Source organism: Streptomyces sp. NRRL S-118 (assembly GCF_000716335.1).
Classification (GTDB): Bacteria; Actinomycetota; Actinomycetes; order Streptomycetales; family Streptomycetaceae; genus Streptomyces.
In genome coordinates, this window is record NZ_KL591012.1 from 139,189 (window position 1) to 155,633 (window position 16,445).

General features: G+C 69.7%; 13 protein-coding genes and 1 riboswitch. Of the genes, 10 read left to right on the plus strand and 3 right to left on the minus strand.

The window, feature by feature from the left end; all coding sequences use genetic code 11:
- From IH00_RS0121290 to IH00_RS0121305, 4 genes are all read left to right on the plus strand, one after another.
- Positions 1 to 1,944, plus strand: a 1,944-nt coding sequence (locus IH00_RS0121290) for an ATP-binding protein (RefSeq protein ID WP_031075945.1), incomplete at its 5' end; no start/stop codon positions are given.
- Positions 1,941 to 2,624 carry a response regulator gene (locus IH00_RS0121295; protein ID WP_031075946.1) on the plus strand — a complete coding sequence of 228 codons (684 nt, stop codon included), beginning with the start codon at positions 1,941 to 1,943 and terminating at the stop codon, positions 2,622 to 2,624. The genes IH00_RS0121290 and IH00_RS0121295, both read left to right, overlap by 4 nt.
- A 13-nt stretch (positions 2,625 to 2,637) precedes the next feature.
- Positions 2,638 to 3,036, plus strand: coding sequence for an OB-fold nucleic acid binding domain-containing protein (locus IH00_RS0121300; protein WP_078887879.1), 399 nt, complete (start codon positions 2,638 to 2,640; stop codon positions 3,034 to 3,036).
- A 3-nt stretch (positions 3,037 to 3,039) separates the two neighbouring features.
- Positions 3,040 to 3,765: a DUF3159 domain-containing protein gene (locus IH00_RS0121305; RefSeq protein ID WP_031075951.1), complete on the plus strand. Its 726-nt coding sequence runs from the start codon at positions 3,040 to 3,042 to the stop codon at positions 3,763 to 3,765.
- A 144-nt stretch (positions 3,766 to 3,909) separates the two neighbouring features.
- Here IH00_RS0121305 and IH00_RS0121310 read toward each other — a convergent pair whose 3' ends face one another.
- The gene (locus IH00_RS0121310; RefSeq protein WP_031075953.1) at positions 3,910 to 4,584 is read right to left on the minus strand and encodes a potassium channel family protein; all 675 of its coding nucleotides are present in this window, start codon (positions 4,582 to 4,584) and stop codon (positions 3,910 to 3,912) included.
- On the minus strand, positions 4,584 to 5,252 hold the full coding sequence (locus IH00_RS0121315) for a potassium channel family protein (protein ID WP_031075955.1): 669 nt from the start codon (positions 5,250 to 5,252) through the stop codon (positions 4,584 to 4,586). Before IH00_RS0121315 ends, IH00_RS0121310 begins: the two co-directional genes overlap by 1 nt.
- A 226-nt stretch (positions 5,253 to 5,478) precedes the next feature.
- Here IH00_RS0121315 and IH00_RS0121320 point away from each other — a divergent pair, with 226 nt between their 5' ends.
- The 5 genes from IH00_RS0121320 (at position 5,479) to IH00_RS0121340 (ending at position 12,299) form a co-directional block, all read left to right on the plus strand.
- Complete coding sequence (locus IH00_RS0121320; protein ID WP_031075957.1) at positions 5,479 to 7,527, plus strand: APC family permease; 2,049 nt, start codon at positions 5,479 to 5,481, stop codon at positions 7,525 to 7,527.
- A gap of 104 nt (positions 7,528 to 7,631) precedes the next feature.
- Positions 7,632 to 8,957, plus strand: coding sequence for a class I SAM-dependent RNA methyltransferase (locus IH00_RS0121325; protein ID WP_031075958.1), 1,326 nt, complete (start codon positions 7,632 to 7,634; stop codon positions 8,955 to 8,957).
- 158 nt (positions 8,958 to 9,115) lie between these two features.
- Positions 9,116 to 9,261, plus strand: a riboswitch (cobalamin riboswitch).
- A 102-nt stretch (positions 9,262 to 9,363) separates the two neighbouring features.
- Positions 9,364 to 10,476, plus strand: a complete 1,113-nt coding sequence (locus tag IH00_RS0121330; RefSeq protein ID WP_031075960.1) for a FecCD family ABC transporter permease — start codon at positions 9,364 to 9,366, stop codon at positions 10,474 to 10,476.
- A complete protein-coding gene (locus tag IH00_RS0121335) occupies positions 10,476 to 11,261 on the plus strand; it encodes an ABC transporter ATP-binding protein (RefSeq protein ID WP_031075962.1) in 786 nt (261 codons plus the stop codon). The genes IH00_RS0121330 and IH00_RS0121335 overlap by 1 nt, the downstream gene beginning before the upstream one ends.
- 15 nt (positions 11,262 to 11,276) lie before the next feature.
- Positions 11,277 to 12,299, plus strand: coding sequence for an ABC transporter substrate-binding protein (locus IH00_RS0121340; RefSeq protein WP_031075964.1), 1,023 nt, complete (start codon positions 11,277 to 11,279; stop codon positions 12,297 to 12,299).
- Between the two features lie 349 nt (positions 12,300 to 12,648).
- Here IH00_RS0121340 and IH00_RS0121345 read toward each other — a convergent pair whose 3' ends face one another.
- A complete protein-coding gene (locus tag IH00_RS0121345) occupies positions 12,649 to 15,474 on the minus strand; it encodes an ATP-dependent helicase (RefSeq protein ID WP_324615791.1) in 2,826 nt (941 codons plus the stop codon).
- A 346-nt stretch (positions 15,475 to 15,820) separates the two neighbouring features.
- On the opposite strand from IH00_RS0121345, the gene IH00_RS42815 reads away from it, so the two are divergent.
- Positions 15,821 to 16,009 (plus strand): hypothetical protein, encoded by a 189-nt coding sequence (locus IH00_RS42815; protein WP_158827879.1) that lies wholly within the window; start codon positions 15,821 to 15,823, stop codon positions 16,007 to 16,009.
- Positions 16,010 to 16,445 lie beyond the last annotated feature (436 nt).

Below are 16,445 nucleotides of genomic sequence, written 5' to 3' on the forward strand. Positions count from 1 at the left end.
GCCGACCGGGCCGACGAGTACCTCCGGCAGTACCGCGGCGAGCACAACATCCGCTCCACCTGGCAGGCCCGCGAACGCATCGTCGTCGGCCTCACCGGCGGCCCCGAGGGCCGCACCCTCATCCGCCGGGCCGTCCGTCTCGCCGAGAAGGGCGCCGGCGGCGAAGTCCTGGCCGTCTACATCGCCCGCAGCGACGGCCTGACCGCGGCCTCCCCCAAGGAGCTCGCCGTCCAGCGCACCCTCATCGAGGACCTCGGTGGCTCCTTCCACCACGTCATCGGCGACGACATCCCCGCGGCCCTCCTGGAGTTCGCGCGCGGCGTCAACGCCACCCAGATCGTGCTCGGCTCCAGCCGCCGCAAGACCTGGCAGTACGTGTTCGGGCCCGGAGTCGGCACCACCGTCGCCCGCGACTCCGGGCCGGACCTCGACGTCCACATCGTCACCCACGAGGAGGTCGCCAAGGGACGCGGCCTGCCCATGGCCCGCGCCGCCCGCCTCGGCCACTCCCGCATCACCGCGGGCTGGCTCGTCGGCGTCCTCGGGCCCGCGCTCCTCACACTGCTGCTCACCCATGGCGAAGCCCACCTGGGCCTCGCCAACGACATGCTGCTGTTCCTGTCGCTCACCGTCGCGTCCGCGCTGCTCGGCGGCCTGTACCCGGCCCTCGCCTCCGCGGCCCTCGGCTCCTTCCTCCTCAACTGGTTCTTCGCGCCGCCCCTGCACCGCATGACCGTCGCGGACCCGAAGAACATGGTCGCGATCGCCGTCTTCTTCGGGGTCGCCGTCTCCGTCGCCTCCGTCGTGGACCTCGCCGCGCGCCGCACCCAGCAGGCCGCCCGGCTGCGCGCCGAATCCGAGGTGCTGTCCTTCCTGGCCGGCAGCGTGCTGCGCGGGGAGACCGCCCTGGACGCCCTGCTGGAGCGCCTGCGCGAGACGTTCTCCATGGAGTCCGTGGCGCTGCTGGAGCGCGCGAGCGACGTCGAGCCGTGGACCCGCGCGGCCAGCGTCGGCCCCTGGCCCGTCGCCCGACCCGAGGACGCGGACGTCGACATGCCCGTCGGGGAGCACCTGGCGCTCGCTCTGACCGGCCGCGTCCTGCCCGCCGAGGACCGCCGGGTGCTCGGGGCGTTCGCCGCCCAGGCCGCCGTCGTGCTCGACCGGCAGCGGCTCGTCGACGAGGCCGAGGAGGCCCGCAGGCTCGCCGAGCGCAACAAGATCCGTACGGCGCTGCTGGCAGCCGTCAGCCACGACCTGCGGACGCCGCTCGCCGGCATCAAGGCGGCTGTCAGCTCGCTGCGCGCCGACGACGTCGAGTGGTCCGAGGAGGACCGGGCCGAGCTCCTCGCCGGCATCGAGGACGGCGCCGACCGGCTGCACCACCTGGTCGGCAACCTCCTGGACATGTCCCGGCTCCAGACCGGCACCGTCACCCCGCTCCTGCGCCCCGTCGACCTCGACGAGGTCGTCCCGATGGCGCTCGGCGGCGTGCCGGGCGGCAGCGTCGGACTGGACATCCCCGAGAGCCTGCCGATGGTCGTGGTCGACAAGGGCCTGCTGGAACGGGCCGTGGCCAACATCGTCGAGAACGCCGTCAAGCACAGCCCCGCCGGCACCCCCGTCACGGTCGCCGCCAGCGCCCTCGGCGCGCGCGTCGAACTCCGCGTCGCGGACCGCGGCCCCGGCGTGCCCGACGACGCCAAGGAACGGATCTTCGAACCGTTCCAGCGCCTCGGGGACGCGCCGCGCGGCGCCGGGGTCGGCCTCGGACTGGCGGTCGCGCGGGGGTTCGCCGAGGCCATGGACGGCACCCTCACCGCCGAGGACACCCCCGGCGGCGGCCTGACCATGGTCCTCACCCTCCGGGCAGTCACCCCTCAGGGCCTCGTCCCGCAGGCCCTCACCCTCCCCCCACCGGTACGAGAGAAAGCAGGCCCCTCATGACGCGGGTGCTCGTGGTCGACGACGAGCCGCAGATCGTACGCGCGCTGGTGATCAACCTGAAGGCACGCGCGTACGAGGTCGACGCCGCGCCCGACGGGGCGACCGCGCTGGAGCTGGCCGCCGCGCGCCACCCCGACGTGGTCGTCCTCGACCTGGGCCTGCCCGACATGGACGGCGTCGACGTCATCAGGGGCCTGCGCGGCTGGACCCGCATACCGATCCTCGTCCTCTCCGCCCGCCACACCTCCGACGAGAAGGTCGAGGCGCTGGACGCCGGGGCCGACGACTACGTCACCAAGCCGTTCGGCATGGACGAGTTGCTGGCGCGGCTGCGCGCCGCCGTGCGCCGGGCCGAGCCCGTCGGCGGCGACGGGGACGTGGCCGTCGTCCGTACCGAGTCGTTCACCGTGGACCTGGCGGCGAAGAAGGTCCACCGCGAAGGCCGCGACGTCCGGCTGACCCCCACCGAGTGGCACCTGCTGGAGGTGCTCGTACGCAACGGAGGCCGGCTCGTCGGCCAGAAGCAGCTCCTCCAGGAGGTCTGGGGACCCTCGTACGGCACCGAGACCAACTACCTGCGCGTCTACATGGCCCAGCTCCGCCGCAAACTCGAAGCGGACCCCTCCCATCCGCGGCACTTCATCACCGAACCGGGCATGGGTTATCGCTTCGAGCGCTAGGTAGGCTTTCTGTATGAGTGCTGCACCGCGTACAGACAAGCCGGCCGGCCGGTTCCGGCGGATGCTCGACCGGCTGTCCAGCTCCCAGGGCGACCTGGAGTCCGAGGAGCTGCAGGAGGACGCACAGGCCTCTGGATGCACTCCCATATCCGCATGCGGCGACCGGCAGATCGTCACGGTGACTGGTACCTTGCGGACGGTCACCCTGCGTCCGAGGGCCGGCGTGCCCGCGCTGGAGGCCGAGCTGTTCGACGGCACGGACCCCCTGGACGTGGTGTGGCTGGGCCGGCGTTCCATCGTGGGCATCGAGCCCGGCCGCAGGCTCATCGCCTCCGGCCGGATCTCCATGAGCCACGGCCGCCGGGTCCTCTTCAATCCCAAATACGAGCTCCGACCGCTCGGACAGGAGTAGCCGGTGACGTCCCCCGACAAGCCATCCCCCGACGACACGAAAGCCGCGACCGAAGCCGCCCTGTTCGAAGCCTTCGGCGGCGTACGGGGCATGGTGGAGACCGTCCTGCCCGGCCTGCTGTTCGTCACGATCTACACGATCAACAAGGATCTGCACCTCTCCGCGATCGCGGCCCTCGGGGTTTCCCTGGCGCTGGTGGCCGTACGGCTGATCCGGCGCGACACCGTCAAGCACGCCTTCAGCGGCGTCTTCGGCGTCGCCTTCGGCGTGGTCTTCGCGCTGATGACCGGCAACGCCAAGGACTTCTACCTGCCGGGCATGCTCTACACGCTGGGCCTGGGCATCGCGTACATCGTCACCACGCTGGCGGGCGTGCCGCTCATCGGCCTGGTCCTCGGCCCGGTGTTCAAGGAGAACCTCTCCTGGCGCACCCGTAACCCCGGCCGCAAGAAGGCCTACGCCAAGGCCAGCTGGGCATGGGGCCTGATCCTGCTCGCCAAGTGCGCGATCCTCTTCCCCCTGTACTGGTGGGCCGACACGACGCAGCTCGGCTGGGTCCTGGTCACCCTGAAGATCCCGCCGTTCCTGCTGGCGGTCTACCTGACGTGGGTCTTCCTGGCGAAGGCGCCGCCGCCGATCGACGTGTTCGCGGAGATGGAGGCGGAGGAAGCCGCGGAGAAGGCCCGCAAGGCCGCGGCCGCGTCCAACGCCACCCACACCGAAGCCTGACGCCGCACACCACCGGCGAGCAGCGGGGCCCGGTGACCTCACGGTCACCGGGCCCCGACGTGCTCCGCCCTGCCGCCTGCGTCCCGGACCGCGTCGTGCACGGACCGCGTCTGTGCCCGGCACCGAGCGCGGTGACGCGGCGCGTCAGCCCGCCGACTCCCGGCGGACCGACAGCAGGTCCTCCAGCTGCTCCTCCCGCGCCTGGGCCGCGACGAACAGCAGCTCGTCACCCGCCTCCAGCGTCTCCTCCGGGCTCGGCGTCAGCACCCGCGACCCGCGGATGATCGTCACCAGCGAGGTGTCCTGCGGCCACGCCACGTCACCCACCTGCGTACCGGCGATCGCCGACTCCGGGGGCAGCGTCAGCTCGACCAGGTTCGCGTCGCCGTGGCTGAAGCGCAGCAGCCGGACCAGATCGCCGACGCTCACCGCCTCCTCCACCAGTGCCGACATCAGACGCGGCGTGGAGACCGCGACGTCCACGCCCCACGCCTCGTTGAACAGCCACTCGTTCTTCGGGTTGTTCACCCGGGCGACCACCCGCGGCACCCCGTACTCGGTCTTGGCGAGCAGCGAGACGACCAGGTTCACCTTGTCGTCGCCGGTCGCCGCGATGACCACGTTGCACCGCTGCAGCGCCGCCTCGTCCAGCGAGGTGATCTCGCAGGCGTCGGCCAGCAGCCACTCCGCCTGCGGCACGCGCTCCACCGAGATCGCGGTCGGCGCCTTGTCGATGAGCAGCACCTCGTGCCCGTTCTCCAGCAGCTCGCCGGCGATGGAACGGCCCACCGCGCCGGCGCCCGCAATAGCGACCCGCATCAGTGACCGCCCTCCTCAGGGCCCTCGGCGAACGCCGCCTCGACCTTCTCGATCTCGTCCGTGCGCATCATCACGTGGACGAGGTCGCCCTCCTGCAGGACGGTCTGCGACGTCGGCAGGACCGCCTCGCCCAGCCGGGTGAGAAACGCCACGCGGACGCCCGTCTCCTCCTGCAGCCTGCTGATCTTGTGCCCGATCCACGCCGCCGCCGTGTGCACCTCCGCGAGCTGCACCCCGCCACTGGGGTCCCGCCACAGCGGCTCGGCACCGGACGGCAGCAGCCGCCGCAGCATCTGGTCGGCGGTCCAGCGCACCGTGGCGACCGTCGGGATGCCGAGGCGCTGGTACACCTCGGCACGCCGCGGGTCGTAGATCCGCGCCGCGACGTTCTCGATGCCGAACATCTCGCGCGCGACCCGCGCGGCGATGATGTTGGAATTGTCACCGCTGCTCACCGCGGCGAACGCCCCGGCCTCCTCGATGCCCGCCTCGCGCAGCGTGTCCTGGTCGAAGCCGACACCCGTGACGCGCCGCCCGCCGAAGCCCGAGCCCAGGCGCCGGAAGGCCGTGGGGTCCTGGTCGACGACGGCGACCGTGTGCCCCTGTTGCTCCAGGGTCTGCGCGAGTGCGGCTCCCACACGGCCGCAGCCCATGATGACGATGTGCACGACCGGTTACCCCGCACTCCTGGTGACTCTGCCGACGACGGCGACCTGCCTCAACACCCTGCTCACTTCTCTCTCTCAGCCTGCTGTGCGGTGATGCCCGAGGACGAGCTTATGCCGCGCAGGCAGCCCCGCCGTCATCGGCGCAAGAGGAGGCCCCGCCAAGATTCCGTAGGGGTAAGGGGTGGTGGGTGGGCACGTCCCATTTCGAACGCTTACGATCCTCTGCGTGTCCAAACTGACCGACGTGCCCAAACGGATCCTGATCGGCCGGGCCCTGCGCAGCGACAGGCTGGGAGAGACACTCCTCCCCAAACGCATCGCACTGCCCGTCTTCGCTTCCGACCCCCTCTCCTCGGTGGCGTACGCGCCGGGCGAAGTGCTGCTGGTCCTCTCCATCGCGGGTGTGTCGGCGTACCACTTCAGCCCCTGGATCGCGGTCGCCGTCGTGGTCCTGATGTTCACGGTCGTCGCCTCGTACCGGCAGAACGTCCACGCCTATCCCAGCGGCGGCGGCGACTACGAGGTCGCCAACACCAACCTCGGACCCAAGGCCGGTCTCACCGTCGCCAGCGCTCTGCTCGTCGACTACGTCCTGACCGTCGCCGTGTCGATCTCCTCCGGCGTGGAGAACCTCGGCTCCGCCGTTCCGTTCGTCGTCGAGCACAAGGTCCTCTCCGCCGTCGCGATAATCCTGCTCCTCACGCTGATGAACCTGCGGGGCGTGAAGGAATCCGGCAAGCTCTTCGCCATCCCCACGTACGTCTTCGTCGCCGGCGTCTTCCTCATGATCGCCTGGGGCGCGTTCAAGGGCATCGTCCTCGACGAGCCCATGAAGGCCCCGACCGCCGACTTCGAGATCCGGCCGGAGCACGAGGGGCTGGCCGGCTTCGCACTGGTCTTCCTGCTGCTGCGCGCCTTCTCCTCCGGCTGCGCCGCGCTCACCGGCGTCGAGGCGATCAGCAACGGCGTCCCGGCCTTCCGCAAGCCCAAGAGCCGGAACGCCGCCACCACGCTGGCCCTCATGGGCGGTCTGGCCGTCACCATGTTCTGCGGCATCATCGGCCTGGCCATGGCCACCGACGTCAAGATGGCCGAACAGCCCGCCCACGACCTGATCCGCGACGGTGTCCCGGTCGGTGCCGACTACGTCCAGAACCCGGTGATCTCGCAGGTCGCGGCCGCCGTGTTCGGCGACGGCACCTTCTTCTTCATCCTGCTCGCCGCAGCCACGGCGCTCGTGCTGTTCCTCGCCGCGAACACCGCGTACAACGGCTTCCCGCTCCTCGGCTCGATCCTCGCCCAGGACCGCTACCTGCCCCGCCAGCTCCACACCCGCGGTGACCGGCTCGCCTTCTCCAACGGCATCGTCCTCCTCGCGGGCGCCGCGATGCTGCTGGTCTGGCTGTACGGGGCGGATTCCACCCGGCTGATCCAGCTCTACATCGTGGGCGTCTTCGTCTCCTTCACGCTCAGCCAGACCGGCATGGTCCGGCACTGGAACCGCCACCTGCGGACCGAGTCGGACCCCGCCGCACGCCGCCGCATGATCCGGTCCCGCGCGATCAACACCTTCGGTGCCTTCTTCACCGGCCTCGTGCTGGTCGTCGTCCTCGCGACGAAGTTCACCCACGGCGCCTGGGTCGCCCTCCTGGGCATGGTGATCTTCTACGGGACGATGACCGCGATCCGTAAGCACTACGACCGGGTCGCCGAGGAGATCGCAGCCCCCGACGAGCCGACGGACGACACCGCCCGCCCGTCCCGGGTGCACTCCATCGTCCTGGTCTCCAAGGTGCACCGCCCGACGCTGCGCGCCGTCGCGTACGCCCAGCTGATGCGCTCCGACAAACTGGAGGCGCTCTCCATCAACGTCGACCCGGCCGAGACCAAGGCGCTGAAGGAGGAGTGGGAGCGGCGCGGCATCAACGTCCCGCTGAAGATCCTCGACTCCCCGTACCGCGAGGTCACCCGGCCGGTCATCGACTACGTCAAGCGCATCCGGCGCGAGAGCCCGCGCGACGCGGTCAGTGTGATCATCCCCGAGTACGTCGTCGGCCACTGGTACGAGCACCTGCTGCACAACCAGAGCGCCCTGCGCCTGAAGGGCCGGCTGCTGTTCACGCCGGGCGTGATGGTGACGTCCGTCCCGTACCAGCTGCAGTCCTCCGAGGTGGCGAAGAAGCGGGCCAAGAAGCGCCAGGACTGGAACGCGCCGGGCTCGGTGCGCCGCGGACCCGCCACGGAGCGCCCCAAGGAGCCGAGCGCGAAGAGCTGAGCGCGGAGAGCCGGGGCGTAAGACGTCGGGCACCGGCCACGTAGACTGGTGGGCTGTCGCCAAAACCGCGGCAGCCCCCGTCTCACTTCTGGAGCCCCCTCGCCATGCAGAACGCACCTGACTCTTCGCTCATCGGGGAGGAGTACGAGGTCGAGGTCGGCCCGGTGGCGCACGGCGGCCACTGCATCGCCCGCACCGACGAGGGCCGCGTGCTCTTCGTCCGGCACGCGCTCCCCGGCGAGAAGGTCGTCGTCCGTGTCACCGAGGGAGCGGAGGACTCGCGCTTCCTGCGCGCCGACGCCGTCCGCGTGCTGGAGGCGTCGAAGGACCGGGTCGAAGCGCCCTGCCCGTACGCCGGACCCGGCAAGTGCGGCGGCTGCGACTGGCAGCACGCCAAGCCGGGCGCGCAGCGCCGCCTCAAGGGCGAGGTCGTCGCGGAGCAGCTCCAGCGGCTGGCGGGGCTGACGCCGGAGGAGGCCGGCTGGGACGGCACCGTCATGCCGGCCGAGGGCGACAAGGTCCCGGCCGGAGAGGTGCCCGCCTGGCGGACCCGCGTCCAGTACGCGGTCGACGCCGAGGGCCGCGCGGGGCTGCGCAAGCACCGCTCGCACGAGGTCCAGCCGATCGACCGCTGCCTGATCGCGGCGCCGGGCGTCTCGGAGCTCGGCATCGAGAAGCGCTCGTGGGAGGGCATGGCCTCGGTCGACGCGATCGCCGCGACGGGTTCGCAGGACCGACAGGTGGTCCTCACCCCGCGACCGGGGGCCCGCCTCCCGATCGTCGAGCTCGACAGGCCGGTCTCCGTCCTGCGGGTCGCCGAGGACGGGGGAGTGCACCGGGTCCACGGCCGCCCGTTCGTGCGCGAGCGCGCCGACGACCGCACGTACCGGGTCGGCAACGGCGGCTTCTGGCAGGTCCACCCGAAGGCCGCCGACACCCTGGTGCGCGCGGTGATGCAGGGCCTGCTGCCCCGCAAGGGCGACACGGCCCTGGACCTCTACTGCGGTGCGGGGCTCTTCGCGGGCGCCCTCGCCGACCGGGTGGGCGACAAGGGCGCGGTGCTCGGCATCGAGTCGGGCAAGCGCGCGGTGGAGGACGCCCGCCACAACCTCGAGCACTTCGAGCGCGTCCGCATCGAGCAGGGCAAGGTCGACCAGATCCTGCCGCGCACCGGCATCACGGACGTGGACCTGATCGTCCTGGACCCGCCCCGCGCGGGCGCCGGCAAGCAGACGGTCAAGCACCTGGCGGGCCTGGGCGCGCGCCGCATCGCCTACGTCGCCTGCGACCCGGCGGCCCTGGCCCGCGACATCGCCTACTTCCGCGACGCGGGGTACCGGGTGCGGACGCTGCGGGCGTTCGACCTGTTTCCGATGACGCATCACGTTGAGTGCGTGGCGATCTTGGAGCCTGTCTCGAAGGGGCTCTGACCCGCAGTATTCCTGTGTTCTTCAGATGCGGACGCGAGTGCTCGACCTGTTTCCCGAAGTCCATCACCTGGAGCTGGCGCTTTCCCGCTCGCGACATTGGTGAGCTGTTCTGCTGACGTCAGGTCAAGCCCTGTGGCACGCTGCCCGTGCCTGCCGATGCGGAAGGAGCACCCTTCCGTACGCGCTATGCTGCAAGCCGCCCCGCGGGGGAAGTCCGGTCGAATTCCGGCGCTGACCCGCAACGGTAGGCGGAGCCAACACGGCTCCGTGAGCCCGATTACCCGCGGTGGTGAACGCTCCTGACAATCGCCGTGGACTGCGAGAGGGTGCTGCACAGGGCGCCCCGCGTCCAGGGCCGCTCCTATGCTCACGTAGGTGTACGGCCCGAGGCGAAGGCGATCCACCCGTGGGCACCCCCCTCGAACTCGAACCGGCCCCGCCACCTCACCGGGCGCGCACAGGCGTCCGCCCCGCGCCGCCGTCCCAGCGCGTATCACTGCCCCTTCTCCTCTCCACCCTGAGCGCCGCGCTCGTGCTCTCCATCGTCTGTGGGGCGGGGATCGGGGCGTCAGGGCTGTCCTGGGGCGAGGTGCTGCGTCATATGTGGGCCGGGCTGACAGGCGGATCCATATCCCAGGGCGAAGTCCCGGCGTACACCATCGTGTGGGAACTGCGCTTTCCACGAGCCGTGCTGGCCGCCCTCGTCGGGGCCGGCCTGTCGGCCATCGGTGTCGCCGTGCAGGCCATGGTCCGCAACGCCCTCGCCGACCCGTTCGTCCTCGGAATCTCCTCGGGCGCGGCCGTCGGAGCCAATGCCGTCCTCCTCTTCGGAGCCTTCGGCGCTCTCGGTCTGTGGGCCCTGTCCACGGCGGCGTTCCTCTCAGCACTCCTCGCCATGACGCTGGTGTACGTGATCGCCCGCACCGCCGATGGCCTGACCCCGCTGCGGCTCGTCCTGACGGGTACCGCGATGTACTACGGCTTCTCGGCCGTCACCACGTTCATGGTGTTCGCGGCCGAACGCGGCGAGGCGGCCCGCTCCGCCATGATGTGGCTGCTCGGCAGCCTCGGCGGAGCCAGCTGGGCCTCCGTGCCGATCGCCGCGGGAGCCGTGCTCGTCGGCCTCGCCCACCTCGCTGTGTCGGCGCGTCGCCTGAACGCCCTGGCGATGGGTGACGAGACCGCGGCCGCCCTGGGGGTGGACGCGGGGAGGCTGCGCAAGGAGCTGTTCCTGGTCTGTGCCGCCGTCACGGGGGCCGTGGTCGCGGTGAGCGGTGCGATCGGTTTCGTCGGCCTGATGGTTCCGCACGCCGCACGGATGCTGGTCGGCGCGGACCATCGCCGGCTGCTGGCCGTCGCCCCACTCGCGGGCGCCGTCCTGCTGATCTGGGTGGACATCCTGTCGCGCGTGGTGCTCGCGCCCGTCGAGTTGCCGGTGGGCGTACTGACCGCCGTCATCGGAGTGCCGTGCTTCGTCCTGCTGATGCGCCGCCGGTCCTACACCTTCGGAGGCGCGTGATGCGGGTCGAGACAGATGCACTGACGGTCGAGATCGCCGGCACGCGGCTGGTGAAGGAGGCCACGCTTCGAGTGGGCAGCGGGCAGGTCGTCGGCCTCGTCGGGCCCAACGGCAGCGGCAAGTCCACCCTGTTGCGCTGCGTCTACCGGGCCCTGCGCCCCTCGGCAGGTACGGTCCGGCTCGGCGGTGAAGACCTGCACTCCCTGAGTGCGCGCGAAGGCGCCCGCCGGCTGGCCGCCCTGCCCCAGGAGGCGGTCACCGAGTTCGACTTCACCGTCGCCGAGGTCGTGGCGATGGGGCGGCTGCCGCACCAGGGGTCGGTGGCCCGGACCACCGACGAAGACCGGAAGGCGTGCGAGGCCGCATTGGTGAGGGTCGGCGCCGGTCACCTCGCCGACCGCGGCTTCCTCACCCTTTCCGGCGGCGAGAAGCAGCGGGTCCTGATCGCCCGCGCGCTCGCGCAGCAGCCGCACGTACTGGTGCTCGACGAGCCCACCAACCACCTCGACATCGCCCAGCAGCTGGACGTGCTGGCTCTGGTGCGAGGCAGTGGGCTGACCGTGCTCACCGCGCTGCACGACCTCAACCTCGCCGCGCTCCACTGCGACCTGCTCCACGTCATCGACAGCGGCCGGATCGTCGCCTCCGGCGCCCCGCACGACGTGCTCACGCCCGAATTGCTGGCCGAGGTTTTCGGCGTACGGGCGCACCGTGTACCGCATCCGGAGTCCGGCGCGGTACAGCTGCTCTTCGACCGTCTCCTGCCCACTCAGCCCGCTTCCTGAGGAGTCATGGCCATCATGCCGAACCTGGTACGCCCCGCCGCACTCGCATTCGCCGCCGCCTTGGTGCTCACCGGATGCGGCGCGGAGGTCACCTCTCAGGGCGGGGAGGGTGGTGGTGCCACGGCACGTGGCGGCCGCTATCCGGTGACCATCGAGAACTGCGGCCAGAAGAAGAGCTACGACAAGGCGCCACAGCGCGTGGTCACCAATGACGTCGGCATCACCGAGATCATGTTCGCGCTCGGACTCGAGGACCATATGGCGGGCTACGTCATGCCCGACGACAGGGGCGATCTCACGTCCGTTCCGTGGAAGGACGGCTACCAGAAGACGACGTGGCTCTCGAAGAAGACGATCAACAAGGAGCTGGTTCTCGACGCCCGCGCCGATCTGGTCTTCGCGGGCTGGAACTACGGCTTCAACGAGGGGGAGGGCTTCAGTCCCGCCGAGCTGGAGAAGGTGGGCATCGACTCGTATCTGCTGAGCGAATCGTGCCGCAACGGGCAGGGAAAGGCACGCGGGGTGATGCCGCCGCTCGAAGCGCTGTACACCGATCTGCGGAACCTGGGGAAGATCTTCGATGTCGAGGACCGTGCCGAAGCCCTCATCGCGGACTTCCAGAAGCAGGTGGCCGAAGCGCAGGCGAAGGCCCTGAAGGGCGCTGACCGCCCCCGCGTCTTCCTCTACGACGACGGGCAGGACAAGCCGCTGACCTCGGGTCTGTACGCCGGGCCGCACGACATCATCACCAGAGCGGGCGGCGATCACGTCATGAAGGACCTCAAGGACAGCTGGGCGACGGTCGGCTGGGAGACCGTGGTGGAGCGTGACCCCGAGGTGATCGTGATCAACGATTACGGAGACACCACCGCGGACCAGAAGCGGGAGTTTCTGAAGTCCTACCCCCCACTCGCGGGCGTCTCGGCCGTCAAGAACGACCGGATCGTCGTCCTCGACTACGCGGAGCTGGTGGAAAGCCCGCGCAATCCCGCGGCCATCGCCTCACTTGCCGCCGACCTGAGGAAATTCGCTTCGTGACATGACCGGCAGAGATTCTTCGGCCGCCGCCTCGGCACGCAGGCGGCGGTGCCGGCCGCCGCAGCGCTACATCCGTCCACCAGGCGCAAAAAACACCGGACCGGATCTTCTGACCGAAGCCTCCGCGCGGGGCGAGGAACCGCTGTCCTCTCCGGAGGATCCGCGGGCACCGTTGGCCGTGACGCTCGTTCGACGCTCCGGGCGCCCGCACACGGGGCAACGAGCGAAAAAGGCGCCTGACTGTCCGGGTTCCAGACGCCCTCGCCGGTCGCGTCGCAGGTGTGGGTTGGGCCGCGGTGCCGGTATCGCACAACACCGCGGCCCAACGGGCCGACGTGGTCGAGCAGTGTTACGGAGTGCTGGGCCGGTCCCGGCAGATCGCGGCGAAGTCGCAGGTGGCGCAGGTGCCGCACCACGAGGCCTTGCGGGGCATGTCGTTGTGGCGGAGCTGATCCCCGGCCTTGGCGACCTTGCCGGAGATCTCCTTCAGCAGGGTGTCGTTGACCTCCTCGCGGCTGCTGCGGCTGCCCTCGTCGAGGTTCAGGACCTCGACGAGGTCGGCCCGCCTGCCGCTCAGCTCCTCGTACCCGGCGACGTAGATATGCAGCTGATCGCGGGTGACAGCGTCAGCCTGGGCGCGTTCCTTGGACTTGAAGTCCACGATGGACTGCTCGCCGGTGTCGATCCGGCGGATCAGGTCGATGCGTCCGCTGACCGTCACCCCCGGCGTGAGGTGCACCTCCACCGGCTGCTCGGAGTGCTCGGTGAGGGCCAGTCGCGAGCCGTTCTCGCGGAGGTAGCGGTGGACGGAGCGGATGGCCGCGTTGCGCAGCTGTTCCTTGAGCGGCTCGGGTGCGAACGGAGCGTGCAGGTGCCGGTCGACGAGTGCCTCCACCTCCGTCGTGTCGACGATGTCGCCCTTCACGGCACGCTTGTGCACCTCTGCCATCACGTCATGGAGTGACTTGCCGTACCCGAGTTCCTTCTGCAACGGCGAGTCGAAGCCGTACAGGAACCGCAGCTTGAACTGGTACGGACATTCGAACAGGTACTTCAGCTCGCTGAAGCTGAAGACGATGTCGGGGGTGTCGGCCAGGGGGGCTGAGGGCAGCCGGTTCAGCGTGGACTCGTCGGGCCTGGCGGCCTCGCGGGTCAGGACGTAGGTGTTGCGGGTCGCCTCGGCGAAGAACTTCGACTCCCGCTGGTAGAGCTTGCCCGGCCCGGGAGAGAAGGAGAGGGCGAGGTATTTCTGGGCGCGGGTCGCGGCCACGTAGAAGAGCCGGCGCTCGTCGTCCTCGCTCCCGCGGTAGCGGTCGGCGTCGTTGACGGCGTCCTCCGGGACGATGTGGAACACGCCGAGTCCGCCCTGCCGTTTGCTGGGGAAGCGGTTGCGGCGCATACAGGGCACGAACACCGCCGGCCACTGCATGCCCTTGGCCTGGTGGACGGTGGCGATCGTGACGGCGTCGGGCCGGGCGTATCCGGCGTCGGCGTCACTCTCCTCGTAGTAGTCGCCGGCCTGGTGCTCCAGCCACTTGGCAAAGGTGGCGAACCGGTCGGGCGGGCTGCTGAGGAAGTGGATGCGCTCGTAGTCGCCGATGGCGGTGCTGAACCGTCCCAGGTTGTAGAAGGCGAGCTCGCTGCGCTCGCGGCCGACCTCGGCCGTGAGATGTTCCTCGCGGACGCCGACCTCGCCCAGGAAACGCTGGTAGGTGCCCTGGATCGTGTAGGTGTCCCAGGGCATGCCCTCCGCCCAGCCGCGCGCCTCGTCGAGGATCTTCACCCCACGCTTCAGGGCCTCCTCGCGGAGCCCGAGCCGGGCGTCCGTCCAAGCCGTGACCACGGCGTCGCCGTCGACGGTTCCGGCGATGTAGTCGAAGCACGTCTTGGCGGCCTGGACCTCGGGCGTCTGGAACAGGCGGCTCAGGCCCTTGATGATGTAGCGGATGCCCCGGGCGCGCATCTCCGCGACCAGTGGGTCGGCGTCGCCCGACACGCTGCGGAAGAGGACGGCGAAGTCCGAGTACGCCAGGCCCCGTGGCGGCGCGTCGGCGCGGTCGGTGAAGGGCAGGCCGATCATCCACTCGATGCGGTCGCAGATCCACGCGGCCTCCTCCTGCGGCGTACCGAAGGAGAGGGCCAGCAGGTCGCCGCGGTCATAGCTCTGGTGGCCGCTGGCGATCATCGACTTGCTCAGGCGGCGCGATGGATCGATGCCTTCCGCCACCCGGCGTGCAAGGTCCACCACCGCCTCGGACGAGCGGAAGTTCTCGTTGAGCGTCACGGTCTTGGCGCTGCTGTGGCGGGTGGTGAACGTCAGGATGTTGTTCACCGCGCTTCCGCGCCACTGATAGATCGTCTGGTCATCGTCGCCCACGACGCACAGGTTCGCGCCGAACTGGATGAGGCCGGCGATCAACTGGTCCTGGACGGGGTTGATGTCCTGGTATTCGTCCACCACGACGTAGCGGACCGTGTCCTGCACGTGGGCGCGCAGATTGACCACGGGTTCGGTGGCCGGCCCTCCCGTACTTGGGGGCGGGAGCAGCAGGTCCGCGGCGAGGCGGAGGATCTCGCTGTAGTCGAGGTAGTGAAGGCGCTGGAGCAACGCCCGGTAACTGCTCAAGCCGTCGAGCACGTCCGGGGGCAACGCGTCCTGGTCGACCTCGTCCTCCCGGAGCATGCCCAATACCCGTTGGTAGAGGCGGGAGTTCACGTACCGCTTCATCGGGCGGGTCGGTTTGCCCTTGGTACGGATCTGTGTGGTCGTCAGGCCGCTGGCGCGGCTGTTGCGGTCGATCAGAACACGAGCCTGCACATCGCTGAGGACGGTGCATTTGAACGTTTCCGGCACCTGGGACTGCAGCATGTTCAAGGCGTAGCCGTGCATGGTGCCGACGAAAAGTTCGGCCAATCCCCGGACATCTCCCAGTTCCTCTCGGACGCGAGAGACGATGCGCTGCTTCAGCTCTCCGGCCGCCCGGTCGGTGAATGTGAAGGCGACAATGTGCCGCGGCTCCACGCCGGGCAGTCGGAGCAACTTCACCACCCGCCGGGCGATGACTTCGGTCTTCCCGGATCCAGCGCACGCGATGATTCCGAGGTGCCGGTCCACGGTGTCGATCGCTGTCAGCTGATTCGAGGTCAGTTGCACCGAGGTACCTCCACTCGTCACGTCGGGGACCTGCTCCCCGAGGGACGAACTGTGTACCAAGCAGCACTGACAGTCACTTCCTCGCTGCACCGCCTTGCCCATCATCAGTTCGAATTTCGTTTGGTGCGCTTGTCGGGCGATCCATCCAATGGCCTCTGAATATTTCCATCGGAGAGGCATTGCTCGCCTCACTCCAACGTGTGTAGCTGTTCGATATCCGCCTCTGGTGTGTTCGATGCGTCCGGGGGGGTGATCACCCAAGCGACCGGGACCGGGGGAGGTGGCGGGCGCTGCGGGGTGGCTCCCGGAGAGCGCCAGGACATGCCGTCGATCGGGGTGAATCGCTTCGACGAGCACCGCGGCCGATGTGACGTGGTCCGAGCTGTGGGGCTGCATCTCGTCGTCCGCACGCAGCAGGACGCCACGTCGCGCGGGCGGCCACGGCCGCGACAGCCCGCTCGCCGGCCCGGCGCGGCAAGCACCGCTGACGCAGACCCTCAAGGGTGCCGCGGGGGAGCAGCTCTACGGCGGGATCCTCTGCCCGCGGACGCCGTGACGAGCTGCTGGGCGTCTCCTCAGGGGCGACCTTGCGGACCGCCGCGTGCGTCGTCGCGCGCCGCAGCCCTGGGCGCAGTCGGCGACAAGATCTCCTGCAACGTTGCACTCGGGGTGAATCAGTATCTGTACCCGCCGGACGAGAATTTGGCGAACCGTGCAGCAAGGGTTTTTGTCGCGGCGAGCGGAGTGGAATTCTGTAACGTGCACCGGCCGTTCCGGCGTGCTACTGTCGTTCTCAGTTGCAGTTGTGGTTCCCGAAACTTCAAGTGCCCCCTCTCGGCCTCCGCCGGTGGGAGCGCTTTTGTATTTCCGGTCTTTTTCCGGGCGGGGTGATCATCGCGGCGACACGGCGTCCGCGCAGTGCGGGTTCCGATGTACTGCCCCAAAGGAGATATGACATGGCTACTGGTACCGTCAAGTGGTTCAACGCGGAA

Bases quoted from the DNA above. Each gene is read 5' to 3' on its own strand.
- IH00_RS0121295 (WP_031075946.1), top strand. From the start codon at position 1,941: ATGACGCGGGTGCTCGTGGTCGACGACGAGCCGCAGATCGTACGCGCG.
- IH00_RS0121335 (WP_031075962.1), top strand. From the start codon at position 10,476: ATGCGGGTCGAGACAGATGCACTGACGGTCGAGATCGCCGGCACGCGG.
- IH00_RS0121300 (WP_078887879.1), top strand. From the start codon at position 2,638: ATGAGTGCTGCACCGCGTACAGACAAGCCGGCCGGCCGGTTCCGGCGG.
- IH00_RS0121310 (WP_031075953.1), bottom strand. From the start codon at position 4,584: ATGCGGGTCGCTATTGCGGGCGCCGGCGCGGTGGGCCGTTCCATCGCC.
- IH00_RS0121340 (WP_031075964.1), top strand. From the start codon at position 11,277: ATGCCGAACCTGGTACGCCCCGCCGCACTCGCATTCGCCGCCGCCTTG.
- IH00_RS0121325 (WP_031075958.1), top strand. From the start codon at position 7,632: ATGCAGAACGCACCTGACTCTTCGCTCATCGGGGAGGAGTACGAGGTC.